This is a genomic window from Nocardioides pelophilus, assembly GCF_014180685.1.
Taxonomy (GTDB): Bacteria; Actinomycetota; Actinomycetes; order Propionibacteriales; family Nocardioidaceae; genus Nocardioides; species Nocardioides pelophilus.
Map to the genome: position 1 here is coordinate 1 of NZ_JACEHF010000116.1, position 13,388 is coordinate 13,388.

Here is a 13,388-nt window from a genome sequence, read left to right on the forward strand (position 1 = left end):
GTCGCCTGCCACATCCGCAGCTCGTCGGCGACCTGGATCGACTCGACGACCGCCGTCGAGAGCTCCGAGCGGAGCCGCACCAGCCGCCGCTCCGCACGGCGGGCACCGTGGCGGGCCAGCAGGAACGCCCCCGGCCCGGCCACCGCGAGGTAGACCAGCACGACCAGCCCCGCGGCCGGGAGAAGGACACCGGCCACGAGGACCGCGAGCACTCCCACCAGCGCCAGCTGCCGCACGGGCATCCGCACCCGGAGCTCCCGGTCGACGACCGCGTCGACGTCGTCGACCACCGCGCTCAGCAGGTCGCCGCGCCGGCGACCGAGCCGGGCAGGCACGAGCGGCACGAGGGCGTCGTACACCTCGACGCGGCGGCGGGCGAGCAGCTGGAGGGCGGCGTCGTGCGAACGCAGCCGCTCGACGTACCGCAGCACCGGCCGCGCCAGGCCGAACGTGCGCACGCCGACGATCGCGACCAGCAGCGTCAGCACGGCGGGCCGGGTCGAGGCCTGGACGATCAGCCACCCGGCGGTGGCCGTCAGGGCCACACCCGATGCGGACGCGAGCGCGCCGATCACGGTGCTGCCGAGGAACCCGCGGGCGGGTCGCAGCAAGCCCGTCGTCGGCTCGGCGGGGGACGCCGCAGCCGCCGCGGCCGGTGCGACCGCCGGCCGCGGCCCGCGGTCGGCCACCGGTATCGGCACCGGCACCCGTGCCGGCGCGGTGAGCTCGATGCGGTGGTCGGCGATCGCGACCAGCGCGGGCTTGTGTGCGACGACGACCACGGCGGACCGGCGCCCCAGCTCGTGCACGGTGTCGACGATGATCCGTTCGGTCAGCTCGTCGAGGTGCGCGGTCGGCTCGTCCAGCAGCACCCACGGCCGGTCCGCGAGGACGACCCGGGCGAGGGCGAGCCGCGCCCGCTCACCGGCGGACAAGGTGGCGCCGTCCTCGCCGAGTGGGGTGTCGAGGCGCTCGGGAAGCGCGTCGACGCGGACCTCCAGCGCGACCTGCCGCAGGGCGTCCCACAGCTCGGCGTCGGTCGCGGTCGGCACCGCCAGCCGCAGGTTGTCGGCGATGGTGCCGGCCACGAACTGGGGCTGCTGGGGAAGCCAGGCGATGTCGGCCTGCCACGCCGGGCCGCCCACCGGGAGTCCGTCCGCCGTGATCTCGCCCTCGGCCGGGACCAGCCCGGCGATCGCGGCGAGCAGGGTCGACTTGCCGCACCCCGAAGGCCCTGAGATCGCCGTGACGCCGTGGGCGGGGATCCCCGCGACCGACAGCCGGAGGGAGGGGTGGGTGCGCCCGGGGTAGGTCACCGAGAGGTCCGTGAGGACCAGGCTGGCGCCGGCAGGCGCCGGACGGTCGACGGTCTCCGGCCCCGCCTCGAGCAGCCGGTCCGCCGCCTCGAACGTGGCCGCGCCCTCGGCCGCCGCGTGGAACTCGGCACCTACTCTGCGCAGCGGCCAGTAGGCCTCCGGCGCCAGCAGCAGTACGACGAGGGCGGTGTGCAGTCCCACCGAGCCCGACGCCAGCCGGACCCCGATGGTCACCGCGACGAGCGCCACCGAGAGGGTGGCCACGAGCTCCAGCACGGCGGAGGAGGCGAACGCGATCCGCAGGGTGCGCAGCGTCGCGACCCGGTAGCGGTCGGTGATCTCGGCGATCCGGCCCGACTGGGCCCGCGCCCGGCGGTGCGCCACGAGCGTCGGCAGGCCGCGGACCACGTCGACGAAGTGGCCCGAGAGGGCCGACATCGCCCGCCACTGCTGCTCGGCCCGGTCCCGGGTCGCGAGGCCGACGAGGGCACCGAACACCGGCACCAGCGGCAGCGTCGCCAGCACGATCACCGCGCTCAACAGGTCCTGGGACGCGATTGCGACCAGGGTCAGCGGTGGCAGCAGGACCGCGAGGACCAGGGCGGGGAGGTAGCGGGTGAGGTACGGCTCGATCGCCGCGACACCGCGGGTGATGAGCACGGCGCGCTCGCCGGTCGCCTCGCCGTCCCGTCGTTCGACGGACGCGGCGACCAGCCGGTGCCGCAGGATCGTGCTCACGACCGCCGCCGCGCGCGCCGCCATGCGGTCGCCGAAGCCGGAGACCAGCCCGCGCAGGGCGAGCAGCCCGGCGACGACGACCCCCCACGTGGCGACGCCCGCTCCCCACCAGCGGGCGTCGCCGTGGTCCAGTGAGGCGACGATGAGGCCGGCGACCGCCCCTGCCTGGGCGATCACCAGCACGCCGGTGCCGAGACCGGCGGCCGCGATGCCCGCCAGTTGCCGGCGTGCGGGCGCAAGCTGCGCCCGCAGCCGGGGGTCTGACGGCCTCACGGTGCTGTCGAGACCTGTTCCGGCGCCGCGGTCGGCGGGATGTGGTGCGCCGCGATCCGCTGCCGGAACACCCAGTAGGTCCAGCCCTGGTAGGCGAGCACGACCGGGGTGAAGATGACCGCGACGACGGTCATGATCTTCAGCGTGTAGTCGGTCGCCGCGGCGTTCGTCGTGGTCAGACCCGCACCGTCGGACAGCGACGTCGGCATCACGTCCGGGAACAGGGCCAGGAACAGCCCCGCCACCGCCAGCGCGATCGCCACGAAGGTGCCGAGGAAGGCCCAGCCCTCCCGGCGCCCGATCGCCGCGAACAGCCCGCCCACCAGCGCCGCGGCAGCCGCGATGAACGCCACCGCCGAACCAGTGGTCCCGGTGTCGGCCTGGGTCCAGACCAGGAAGCCCACCGCCGCGACCGCAGCCGCGGTCGTGAGCGGTACGGCGAGCGCACCCGCGCGCTGCCGGATCGGGCCGTCGGTCTTCAACGCGAGGAAGACCGCGCCGTGGGCCAGGAACAGCAGCAGGGTGGTGACTCCGCCGAGCAGGGCGTACGGGTTGAGCAGGTTGAAGAAGCCGCCGACGTACTCGTGCTCGGAGTCGATCGGCACCCCGCGCAGGATGTTGGCGAACGCGACGCCCCACAGGAGGGCGGGCACGAACGAGCCCACGATGATCGAGGCGTCCCAGCCCCGGCGCCAGCGGTCGTCGTCCCGCTTCGCGCGGTACTCGAACGCCAGCCCGCGCACGATGAGGGCGACCAGGATCAGCAGCAGCGGCAGGTAGAACCCGCTGAACAGCGTCGCGTACCACTCGGGGAACGCGGCGAAGGTGGCGCCGCCGGCGACCAGCAGCCAGACCTCGTTGCCGTCCCAGACGGGCCCGATCGTGTTGATCATGATCCGCCGGTCGGTGTCGTTCTTGCCCAGCACGGGCAGCAGCATGCCGACCCCGAAGTCGAAGCCCTCGAGGCAGAAGTAGCCGATCCAGAGGACGGCGATCAGGATGAACCAAACAGTGGTGAGTTCCATGTCTCCTCCTCGGGATCAGTACGCGAAGGCCATCGGCCGGTCGTCGCCCGGCCCTGCGGCCGGGTCGTCCTCGGGCAATGGATCCGCGCCCTTGCGGATGTAGGTGAACAGCAGGCGGACCTCGATCACTGCAAGCAGGCCGTAGACCGCCGTGAGGACGATGAGGGACGTCAGGACCTCAGCGGTGCTCACTCCTGGCGAGACCGACTGCTCGGTCGTCATCAGGCCGAACACGGCCCACGGCTGCCGACCGACCTCGGTGAAGATCCACCCGAACGAGTTGGCGAACAGCGGCAGGAACGGCAGCGAGATGGCAGCCCACATGATCGGCCGGCCACCGGGCACGCGTTCCCTCCGGGTCGCCCACAGGATCCAGATCGCTGCGGCGGCGGCGAGTGCGCCGAGCCCCATCATCAGCCGGAAGGTCCAGTAGGTCAGCGGGATCACGGGCGTGTAGTCGCCCGGCGAGTAGTACTTCTCACCCGGGTCCTGCCCGTAGGTCTCCTGGTACTCCTCGCGCAGGTCGTTGATGCCCTTGACCTCGCCGTCCCACTCCCCGGTGCCCAGGTAGGAGAGCAGCTGGGGGACCTTGATCGAGAACTTCTCCGCCTTGCCGTCGGGCGTCCCGATGGTCAGGATCGAGAAGTCGGCAGGGGACTCGGTCTCGTAGAGCCCCTCGGCAGCAGCCATCTTCATGGGCTGCACCTCGGTCATGATCTTGCCCTGGATGTCGCCGGAGACGACCACGCCGATCCCGCTGACCAGCACGATCGCCGCGCCGGTGCGGAGCGCCTTGCGGTACATGGAGCGGTCGTCGTCGGCCTTCGCCCGGCGGTGCTGCCAGAACGCGACACCGACCACGAACGCGGCGCCGGTCATGTAGGCCGACAGCACGACGTGGGGGAAGGTCACCAGCTGCACCTTGTTGAACAGCACGGCGGCGAAGTCGTTCATCTCCGCACGTCCGGTGTCCGGGTTGTAGCCGAACCCGGTCGGGTTCTGCATCCACGAGTTCGCGGCCAGGATGAAGTACGCCGAGAACAGGGTGCCGACGTGCACGAGGGCGATGCACGCCGCGTGCAGCTTCTCGGGGAGCCGGTCCCAGCCGAAGATCCACAGACCCAGGAAGGTCGACTCGAGGAAGAACGCGAGCAGTCCCTCGACCGCGAGCGGGGCGCCGAAGATGTCACCCACGAACCGCGAGTAGTCGCTCCAGTTCATGCCGAACTGGAACTCCTGCACGATGCCGGTGACGACGCCGATGGCGAAGTTGATGAGGAAGAGCTTGCCGAAGAACTTCGTCAGCCGCAGCCACTGCGGGTTGCGGGTGCGCAGCCAGGAGATCTCGTAGCCGGCGATGATCGCCGAGAGACCGATCGTGATCGGGACGAAGAGAAAGTGGTAGACGGTGGTGATGGCGAACTGCCAGCGGGCAATATCAGTGGGGTCCATCGGGGCCTTCCTCAGGTGTTGAGCGTGCGCCGGCCGCAGCGCGGCGCTGGTCAGCAGGGAGCAGGTTGAGCAGGGAGCAGGTCGAACGCTTTCTGGTAGGGAGCAGGTCAGGCGATCAGAACGTCGTCAAGGCCGCGGCGGGGCGTGCGGGGCAGCCCGGTGCGGCCGATGGCCTGCCACCCGATGCGCACCGCCAGGTGCGGGACGAAGGCGCCCTCGAGGACCTTCTCGGTCATCTGGGCGCGCGTCGCCTCGACCTCGACCGGCAGGCTGAGCGGGACCACCGAGAGGCCGTCGCGGGTGGCGCGCAGCCACAGGGCGCTGAGACCAGCGCCGGTTCGCAGCCAACCGATCGGGTCGTCGGCGACCCCGCCCAGCACGATCACGCCGTCGCCGCCGTCGACCGGTGCCCGGGTCTCGGGGACCAGGCCAGGCCCGAACCGGCCCGGCCGCTCGAGCACGTCGGCGGCCTCGCTGTTGGGGAGCACGGCGAGGGGGACCCCTTCGGAGCCACCCCGGTTGACCCAGAGCGCCTGCTCCTGGACGGCTTCCTCGTCCAGCTCACGGAGGGCGCTGGCGTCGCTCGTGAGCAGCTCCAGCCGGAACCGCGCGACCAGGTCGACGACCGGGGTCGCGCGCACGTCCCACTCGCGCGCCTCCTCGGCCAGCCGGTCGAGCACCTCGGGCGGGACCGGCCACGACGTGAACCGGCGGCGGTCGGTGCAGCGACGACGGAGCGCGGCCAGGTCGTTGACCGGCTGCGGCGACGGCTCCCCGCGCTCGAGGCGCACCACGGCGAGCAGATTCGGCTCGGCTGCGCTCGGGAGCAGCGTGACGTCCGAGACCCATCCCAGGGCGCGGGCGGCGAACTGGAGGTGGTGGAGGGCGGCGCCGCAGGAGATCGTCAGGTTGCGCCCGTCGGGGTCCTCGAGCGGCAGGTGACGCCGGCGGTCGGCGTACAGCCGGATCTCGTCGCCGTCGATCTGCCACAGCCAGGGCTGGGTGTTGTGGGCGCTCGGTGCGTGGCACGCGAGCTCGATCAGGCGGCGTGCAGTCGTGATCGGGATCGACATTGCGCTCGCCCCTCTTCCTCGCTAGGTCCGGTGATGCTCCGAGTCTTCTGCGCGAGCGGGGTTCGCGGACAGGGACCAAGGTCCTTCGCCTGTGGGGCGTTGGGTTCGGATGCGCCCGGGACCAGGCCCGGGATACCGTGGAGGGGTGACTGAGGACGACGCGACTCCACGCTCCGAGCGACCGATCAAGATCTTCCTGCTCGACGACCACGAGGTCGTCCGCCGCGGCATGCGCGAGCTGCTCGAGAGCGAGCCCGACATCGAGGTGATCGGCGAGTCCGGATCGGCGGTCGAGGCGATGCGGCGGATCCCGGCCCTCCGTCCCGACGTCGCGATCCTCGACGGGCGGCTGCCCGACGGATCGGGCATCGACGTCTGCCGCGAGGTCCGGTCCCAGGACCCGAGCATCGCGGCGCTGATCCTGACGTCGTACGACGACGACGACGCGCTCTTCGCCGCGATCATGGCCGGCGCTGCCGGCTACGTGCTCAAGCAGGTCCGCGGCACCGACCTCATCGACATGATCCGGCGCGTGGCGTCAGGGCAGTCCGCCCTCGACCCCGCGGTCACCGCGGCCGTGCTGGAGCGGGTCCGCACCGGTCCGCCGGTCGACCAGGAGCTGGCCGCGCTGACCGAGCAGGAGCAGAAGATCCTCGACCTGATCGGTCAGGGCATGACCAACCGGCAGATCGCCCAGGAGCTCTACCTCGCCGAGAAGACGGTGAAGAACTACGTCTCCTCGCTGTTGGCCAAGCTCGGGCTGAGCAGCCGCACCCAGGCGGCGATCTTCGCGGTCAAGCACACCGGACCGGACAGTTGACGGAGGCCGAACGGCGGCGACTCCTGCGCGAAGCGGATTTCGAGGAGCTGGTCCGCGAGGTCGAGGCGCGCATGCAGGGCGCCATCGACCAGCGCGAGCGGCTCGAGCTGCTGCTGGACGCGGTCGTCACCATGGCGACCGACATCACCCTCGACGGGGTGCTCTCACGCATCGTCGAGGTCGCGAGCCGGCTGGTCGATGCCCGGTACGCCGCCCTCGGCGTGCTCAACCCCGGCGAGGGCGACCGGCTGCAGACGTTCATCTACCACGGGATCGGGCCCGAGAGCGCGGCCGAGATCGGTGAGCTGCCCCGCGGGCACGGGCTGCTCGGCCTGATCATCGACCAGCCGCAGCCGCTGCGGCTGCACGACATCGCGCAGCACCCCGCGTCGTACGGCTTCCCGCCCCACCACCCGCCGATGCACTCGTTCCTCGGTGTGCCGGTGCGGATCCGCGGCCAGGTCTTCGGCAACCTCTACCTGACCGAGAAGAACGACGGCTCGGACTTCACCACCGAGGACGAGGAGATCGTGGTCGCGTTCGCCGCCGCCGCCGGCGTGATGATCGAGAACGCCCGGGCCCGCGACGACCAGCAGCGGCTGGCGCTCCTCGAGGACCGCGACCGGATCGGGCGCGACCTCCACGACCTGATCATCCAGCGGCTGTTTGCCGTCGGACTCAGCATCCAGAGCTCGGCCCGGCTCCCTGACCGCGACGAGGCGGCCGACCGCCTGGACCGGGCAGTGTCCGACATCGACGCGACCATCAAGGACATCAGGCGCACGATCTTCGCGCTGGGCTCGAGGGCGGCGTCGTCCGACATCCAGGCCGAGGTCACCCGGGTCGTCGAGCGGGCGGCGGCGACGATGAAGGTCCGGCCCTCGCTCTCCCTCGAGGGGCCGGTCCGGACCCTCGTCTCACCCGAGCTGGCGCCCGACCTGCTGGCCGTGCTCAGCGAGGCGCTCGCCAATGCCGGGCGCCACGCGCGCGCCACGTCGGTCCAGGTGCGGCTGCGCGCCGGCGAGGAGATCGTGCTGACCGTGTCCGACGACGGCCGCGGCATCCCGCAGGCCGGCGTGCACGAGAGCGGGCTCGCGAACATGAAGTGGCGCGCCGAGCAGCGCGGCGGCACCCTGACGATCGAGTCGTCCCCGGACGCCGGTACGACGGTGCGCTGGGCGGTCCCGCGCGCCTGAGCTGTCGGGCCGCGTGAGCTGTCAGGCCGGCGTCAGGCGGATGCCGGTGATGGAGTCCGGTGTGATCCGCAGGATGTAGCTGCGGTTGCCCTCGGCCCAGGGATACGGCCGCTCGGCGGGGTCGGCCGGAAGCTCGTAGGCGGCCGCCCGGTGGGCGTGCCCCCGCGCGACGACCGACCAGCCCGACTCGGTGTACGGGTCGATCTCGTCGATCTCGAAGGCGACCCGCGCCCCGGTGGCCGCGCGGGCGATGGCGCCGTAGCCGGTGGTGGCGATCAGGATGTCGTTGCCCTCCATCGAGTAGTTGATGGGGAGGACATCGGGTCCCGAGTCGTCGGTGAACGCGAGCCGGCCGACCTTCGCCTCGCGCAGCAGCCGCTGGCACTCGGCCGCGTCTAGTTCCTTGATCCGGCCCTTGAACCAGTGGTTCGTGCTGGTCATGGCTACTCCTCGTTGGGTGGGTACCACCAGCAAACGTGACCCTGTTCGAGCGGAGCAGAGACTACGGTCGGCGAGCGGGGGGACCTTGGTCCCGTTCAGCGCCGGAACGCGGCCATGCGCTTGAGGTAGCTCCTGAGCCTACGCGCCGGGACACCCCGCGGCCAGTCGTCCGCGCGGAACCACGCGTCCGAGCCGCCGTCGACGAAGACCACGCTCCCGCAGAGGAAGTCAGCAGCGTCGGACAGCATGAAGACCACCCAGTCGGCGAGGTCCCCGGGGTCGCCGAAGCCGCCGATCGGCACCGGGAACCGGTTGATCTGCTTCGCCTCGGCGGGCGTCGCGAGCTGCTTCTCCAGCAGCGGGGTGAGGACGGCGCCCGGGGCGATCGCGTTGAGCCGGATCCCGGCACCGGCCCACTCGGGGGTGACCGCCGTGCGCCGCACCCAGCGGCTGATCGCGATCTTGCTCGCCGCGTAGGCGAAGGTCGGTGCCTGCTTGCCGAAGATCCGGAGCGCCCGGAGCACCCGGTCGACGTCGCGGTCGAGGAACCCGCGGACCGCGCGGCCCGGCACCATCGGCACGGTGGAGCTGGAGTTGCTCGAGAACACGACGACCTTGGCCCGGTCGGCGGCGGCGAGGGCGGGACGCCAGGCGTCGAGGAGCTCCACGACGCCGAAGTAGTTGACCTCGGCGATCAGCCGTGGCCGGTCCTTGCCGGGTGCCGGCCCGAGACCGGCCGCCATCACGGCGCCGTCGAGCCGGCCCCCCGCCTGCTCCAGGACCGCGGCAGCAGCGCTGCGCCGGCCCTCGGCGGTGGACAGGTCCGCGGTGACGGTGGCCTCGACGATGTCGACGTCGATGACGGTGTGCCCGGCCGCGGACAGCTTCTCGGCGACGGCTCGGCCCATGCCGGAGGCCGCCCCGGTGACGGCGTACGTGCTCATGGACGCCGACACTAGAACACGTTCCAGGTCCGCGGCGAACGGCGGGGACTGCGGGTGCCCGGGCTGGTCGGCCGGGGAGGAATCGAGTGGCTCGGGACGGCGCGGGCTGGGATGATCGGCGCGTGCCGTCGTCCAGCCAATGGCTCGCCTTCCTCGTCGCCTCGATCCTCTTCATCCAGGTGCCGGGTCCGAGCCTGCTGTTCACCATCGGCCGCGCGCTGACCGTCGGCCGGCGCGACGCCCTGCTCTCGGTGGTCGGCAACGGTCTGGGGCTGATGGCCCAGGTGTTGCTGGTGGCGATCGGTCTCGGTGCGGTGGTCGCGGCGTCCGCCTCGGCGTACACCGCGATCAAGCTGGTCGGTGCCGGTTACGTCATCTACCTCGGCGTGCAGGCGATCCGGCACCGCCGCGACGCGCGGCTGGCGATGGAGGCGTCGGTGTCCGAGGTCCCGCTCCGCTCCACCGCGCTGCGCTCCGTGCGCACCGGGATGGTGGTCGGTGCGACCAACCCCAAGACGATCGTGTTCTTCGTGGCGTTCCTGCCGCAGTTCACCGACGAGGCGGCGGGCAGTCCCGGTGCCGCCATCGCCCTGCTCGGCATCGTGTTCGGTGCGATGGCGATCGCCTCCGACACGGTGTGGGCGCTGGCCGCCAGCAAGGCGCGCGAGTGGTTCTCGCGGCGGCCGCACCGGCTCGACCGGCTCGGCGCCGCAGGCGGGGTGATGATGGTCGGTCTCGGCACGACCATGGCGGTCGCCGAGTGACCGTCGCGCCCGGAGCGTGACCGATCACGAGGTGTCGGTCGACCATCTGCGCCGGGAACACAGCAGTGCGGCGCAGTTGTTGCTATCGTGACCACACCGCTGGACACCCGGCCCTCTGAGTGTCGGATCCGCGGCGTCACCGTCGCGAGGGTTCCGCCCTCCACGACAACTCGCTCGCACGAGCGGCCCGCGGACCGCAGTCCGCGTCACGACCTGCCGACCGGCACCGGCCGGCCATCGACCGTAGGGACATCAGTGGCTCGAGGAAGCCAGCAGCGCAGGCCCGCGCAGCAGCGCAGGGGCGGTGCGACGAAGACCGCCCGGCGCGACGAGACCGGGATCATCCCGGTGCTCGCCCGCGTCGTCCGGGAGGTGGAGGCCGCGGTCGCGCGCCGCTCCGCGATGCCCGACGTGCGCGCCAAGTTCCAGGTGGTCGCGCTGCTCGCCCGGGAGGAGCGGGCGCGGGTGCGTGCCGACGAGACGCTGTCCGACGCCCGGCGCGCCGAGGAGCTCAAGCGGCTCGACGGGATCGCCACGATCCTGGCGCAGACCGCAGCCAGCGACCCGCGGCTCTTCGACCTGCTGGCCGAGGACGCGGAGGTGTCCGACTCGGCCCAGGACCTCAAGCGCGAGCTGCAGCGCCGCGCGGGCTACGACGTCCCCGACCCGGAGCCCGAGCCGGCCGTCGACCCGGCCGAGGCCCTGGCCGAGCGACGGGCGATCCCGCAGTCGGTCATCGCCCGCCAGCTGGCCAACCCGTTCCTCGTGCCCGACTTCGCGGCTGCCACCCCGGTCCGGCGTCCGACGGGGCGGCTGGCCAGCTGGGAGCTGCTCGGTCCGCTCTTCCGCTCCTTCGAGGACACCACGCCCGGCGCGCCGGTGTGCATGGACCTGCCGGAGGAGCCCGGCATGGTGATGGTCCCCGAGGGCCGCGAGCTGATGGCGCACCAGGCGCGGTTGGTCGAGGCCGCCGCCGAGGGGCACCGCACCTTCCTGCTCGCCGACGAGCCCGGGCTCGGCAAGACGGCGCAGGCGCTGCTGGCGGCGCAGACCGCCGAGGCCTACCCGCTGCTCGTCGCGGTGCCGAACGTCGTCAAGACCAACTGGGCGCGCGAGGTCGAGCTGTGGACCCCCAGCCGCCGCGCGACCGTCCTCCACGGTGACGCGATGGACGTCGACGGCTTCGCCGACGTCTTCGTCGTCAACTACGAGATCCTCGACCGCCACCTCGGCTGGCTCGGCCAGCACGGCTTCCGCGGGATGATCGTCGACGAGGCGCACTACATCAAGAACAAGAGCTCGCAGCGCTCGCAGAACGTGCTCGAGCTCGCTGCCCGGATCCGCAAGCGGGTCCCGCGGCCGCTGCTGATGGCGCTGACCGGCACGCCGCTGATCAACGACATCGAGGACTTCCGGGCGATCTGGCAGTTCCTCGGCTGGATCGACGACAAGAAGCCGCTGGGCGAGCTGATGGCCGAGCTCGACGACACCGGACTGACCCCGGCCGACCGCGGCTTCTATCCCGCGGCCCGACAGATCGTGGTCGACATGGGCATCGTGCGGCGGCGCAAGGTCGACGTCGCGTCCGACATCCCCGCCCGCCGGATCGCCGACGTGCCGGTCGAGCTCGAGGGAGAGGCCGGGCGCTCGATCCGCAAGGCCGAGGAGGACCTCGCCCGCCGGCTCGTGGAGCGCTACGACCGAGCGCTGGAGACCCGGCGTACGCCGTCGGTCGTCGAGGGCATCGACTACGACCTGGTGCGCCAGGTCGCGACGTGGGAACGCGAGGACATCTCCACCGAGTCGGGGGAGAACGTCTTCGGCATGCTTCGTCGGATCGGCCAGGCCAAGGCCGGGCTCGCGGCCGACTACGCCGCCCAGCTCGCCCGCAACGCCGGCAAGGTGGTCTTCTTCGCCAAGCACATCGACGTCATGGACATCGCGGAGGAGACCTTCGCCGCCCGCGGCATCCCGTCGGTGTCGATCCGCGGCGACCAGTCCAAGACGGCCCGCGAGAAGGCGATCGACTCGTTCACCAACGACCCCGAGGTGCAGATCATCGTCTGCTCGCTGACCGCAGCGGGCGTCGGCATCAACCTGCAGGTCGCGTCCAACCTGATCCTGGCGGAGCTGTCGTGGACCGACGCCGAGCAGACCCAGGCGATCGACCGGGTGCACCGGATCGGGCAGACCGAGCCGGTCACGGCGTGGCGGGTGATCGCCACCCAGACGATCGACACCCGGGTGGCCGAGCTGATCGGCAGCAAGGCCGGACTCGCGGCACGGGCTCTCGATGCCGAGGTCGAGGAGGGCGACGGCGGGTTCGACCTGCAGCTCGAGGCGCTGGTCGGACTGCTCCGCGGCGCGCTGGAGAAGCGCGAGGGCACCTCCCTCTTCTGACCACACCGCGGCGGCGTCGTCGTCGTACCAGGACGGTGGTGCACACTGTCCGCCATGCCGTGGACCCGCGCGGCGGCGCTCACCGACGAGCACCGCACCCGCCTGATCGCCGCCGGCGTCGATGCCGACGTCCTCGCCACGACCGCGCTCCGGCGGGTCACCGCCCCGCTGCCCGAGTGGTGGCACGAGCAGGGCAACGCGCTCTACCTCGGCGACGACGTCGACCCGGTCGACCTGCCGCGCAAGCTCATCGACACGATGACGCTGTATCCGTTCTCCGACGTGCTGCTGGTCGTCGCGAGCCCGTGCAACAACATGGCGTCGCTGCTGCTCGGCGGTGACGGGGCGACGGTCTTCCTCGGCCCGGAGAGCGCGTTCACGGCGACCGACCTCTACTGCGGCGCCCACTCGACCGTCGTGCTCAACGGCGACACGACGGCGACCCGCTGCGCGATCATCGACGCCCGCAACGGCGGGACGATCGTGGCCGAGTGGGGCCAGCTGTGGGCGGCCAACGTCTACGTCGCGACCGACGACATGCACCGCCTCGAGGACCGCGAGACCGGCGCCCGCCTCAATCCGTACGGCGCGCACATCCGCCTCGGTCGGCACGTCTGGCTCGGCCGCGAAGCGATCGTCACGGGGCACTGCGACATCGGCGAGGGCGCCGTGGTCGGCACCCGTGCGATGGTGCGCGGACAGAAGGTTCCGCCGCACACGGCGGTCGCCGGCTGCCCGGCCCGGGTGATCCGCGAGGGCGTCGCCTGGAGCGGCGAGGACACTCCCTAGGTCCCGCCCCGCCCAGGGTCTTTGGCCTCTCGCGCCCGCGCGCGGGGCGCGGCACCGTAGTGGGCATGAGGTTGTTGCCGGTCTGGACCGCGACGGTGACCGCGGCCGAGAGCGTCGGCTTCCTGGCGCCGGCGGGCGTCGGTGTCGCGACCGTCGG

Annotated in this window: 11 protein-coding genes; 5 read left to right on the plus strand and 6 right to left on the minus strand. The window is 72.1% G+C overall.

Going from position 1 to position 13,388, the window contains the following annotated elements:
* The 4 genes from cydD to H0488_RS16590 all read right to left on the minus strand — a co-directional run.
* Nucleotides 1–2,327 (minus strand): thiol reductant ABC exporter subunit CydD (gene cydD, locus H0488_RS16575; protein ID WP_183100361.1); only part of this gene is annotated, 2,327 nt, incomplete at its 3' end.
* Complete coding sequence (gene cydB, locus H0488_RS16580) at nucleotides 2,324–3,352, minus strand: cytochrome d ubiquinol oxidase subunit II (RefSeq protein WP_183100362.1); 1,029 nt, start codon at nucleotides 3,350–3,352, stop codon at nucleotides 2,324–2,326. The genes cydD and cydB, both read right to left, overlap by 4 nt.
* A gap of 15 nt (nucleotides 3,353–3,367) precedes the next feature.
* Nucleotides 3,368–4,804 carry a cytochrome ubiquinol oxidase subunit I gene (locus H0488_RS16585; protein ID WP_183100363.1) on the minus strand — a complete coding sequence of 479 codons (1,437 nt, stop codon included), beginning with the start codon at nucleotides 4,802–4,804 and terminating at the stop codon, nucleotides 3,368–3,370.
* Nucleotides 4,805–4,911: 107 nt separating this feature from the next.
* Nucleotides 4,912–5,877 carry an Acg family FMN-binding oxidoreductase gene (locus tag H0488_RS16590; protein ID WP_183100364.1) on the minus strand — a complete coding sequence of 322 codons (966 nt, stop codon included), beginning with the start codon at nucleotides 5,875–5,877 and terminating at the stop codon, nucleotides 4,912–4,914.
* Between the two features lie 145 nt (nucleotides 5,878–6,022).
* Here H0488_RS16590 and H0488_RS16595 point away from each other — a divergent pair, with 145 nt between their 5' ends.
* Both H0488_RS16595 and H0488_RS16600 read left to right on the plus strand, forming a co-directional pair.
* A complete protein-coding gene (locus tag H0488_RS16595; protein ID WP_312856389.1) occupies nucleotides 6,023–6,697 on the plus strand; it encodes a response regulator in 675 nt (224 codons plus the stop codon).
* Entirely contained in the window at nucleotides 6,694–7,893 is a 1,200-nt protein-coding gene (locus H0488_RS16600) for a GAF domain-containing sensor histidine kinase (RefSeq protein ID WP_246372339.1), read from the plus strand. The genes H0488_RS16595 and H0488_RS16600 overlap by 4 nt, the downstream gene beginning before the upstream one ends.
* Nucleotides 7,894–7,914: 21 nt before the next feature.
* Here H0488_RS16600 and H0488_RS16605 read toward each other — a convergent pair whose 3' ends face one another.
* Together H0488_RS16605 and H0488_RS16610 are read right to left on the minus strand one after the other, a co-directional pair.
* The gene (locus tag H0488_RS16605) at nucleotides 7,915–8,334 is read right to left on the minus strand and encodes a pyridoxamine 5'-phosphate oxidase family protein (protein WP_183100366.1); all 420 of its coding nucleotides are present in this window, start codon (nucleotides 8,332–8,334) and stop codon (nucleotides 7,915–7,917) included.
* 95 nt (nucleotides 8,335–8,429) lie between these two features.
* The gene (locus tag H0488_RS16610) at nucleotides 8,430–9,278 is read right to left on the minus strand and encodes an SDR family oxidoreductase (RefSeq protein ID WP_183100367.1); all 849 of its coding nucleotides are present in this window, start codon (nucleotides 9,276–9,278) and stop codon (nucleotides 8,430–8,432) included.
* A 122-nt stretch (nucleotides 9,279–9,400) separates the two neighbouring features.
* On the opposite strand from H0488_RS16610, the gene H0488_RS16615 reads away from it, so the two are divergent.
* From H0488_RS16615 to H0488_RS16625, 3 genes are all read left to right on the plus strand, one after another.
* Nucleotides 9,401–10,042, plus strand: coding sequence for a LysE family translocator (locus H0488_RS16615; protein ID WP_183100368.1), 642 nt, complete (start codon nucleotides 9,401–9,403; stop codon nucleotides 10,040–10,042).
* Between the two features lie 255 nt (nucleotides 10,043–10,297).
* Complete coding sequence (locus tag H0488_RS16620) at nucleotides 10,298–12,442, plus strand: DEAD/DEAH box helicase (RefSeq protein WP_312856390.1); 2,145 nt, start codon at nucleotides 10,298–10,300, stop codon at nucleotides 12,440–12,442.
* Nucleotides 12,443–12,496: 54 nt separating this feature from the next.
* Nucleotides 12,497–13,231 carry an LbetaH domain-containing protein gene (locus H0488_RS16625; RefSeq protein ID WP_183100369.1) on the plus strand — a complete coding sequence of 245 codons (735 nt, stop codon included), beginning with the start codon at nucleotides 12,497–12,499 and terminating at the stop codon, nucleotides 13,229–13,231.
* The last annotated feature ends 157 nt before the right edge of the window (nucleotides 13,232–13,388 follow it).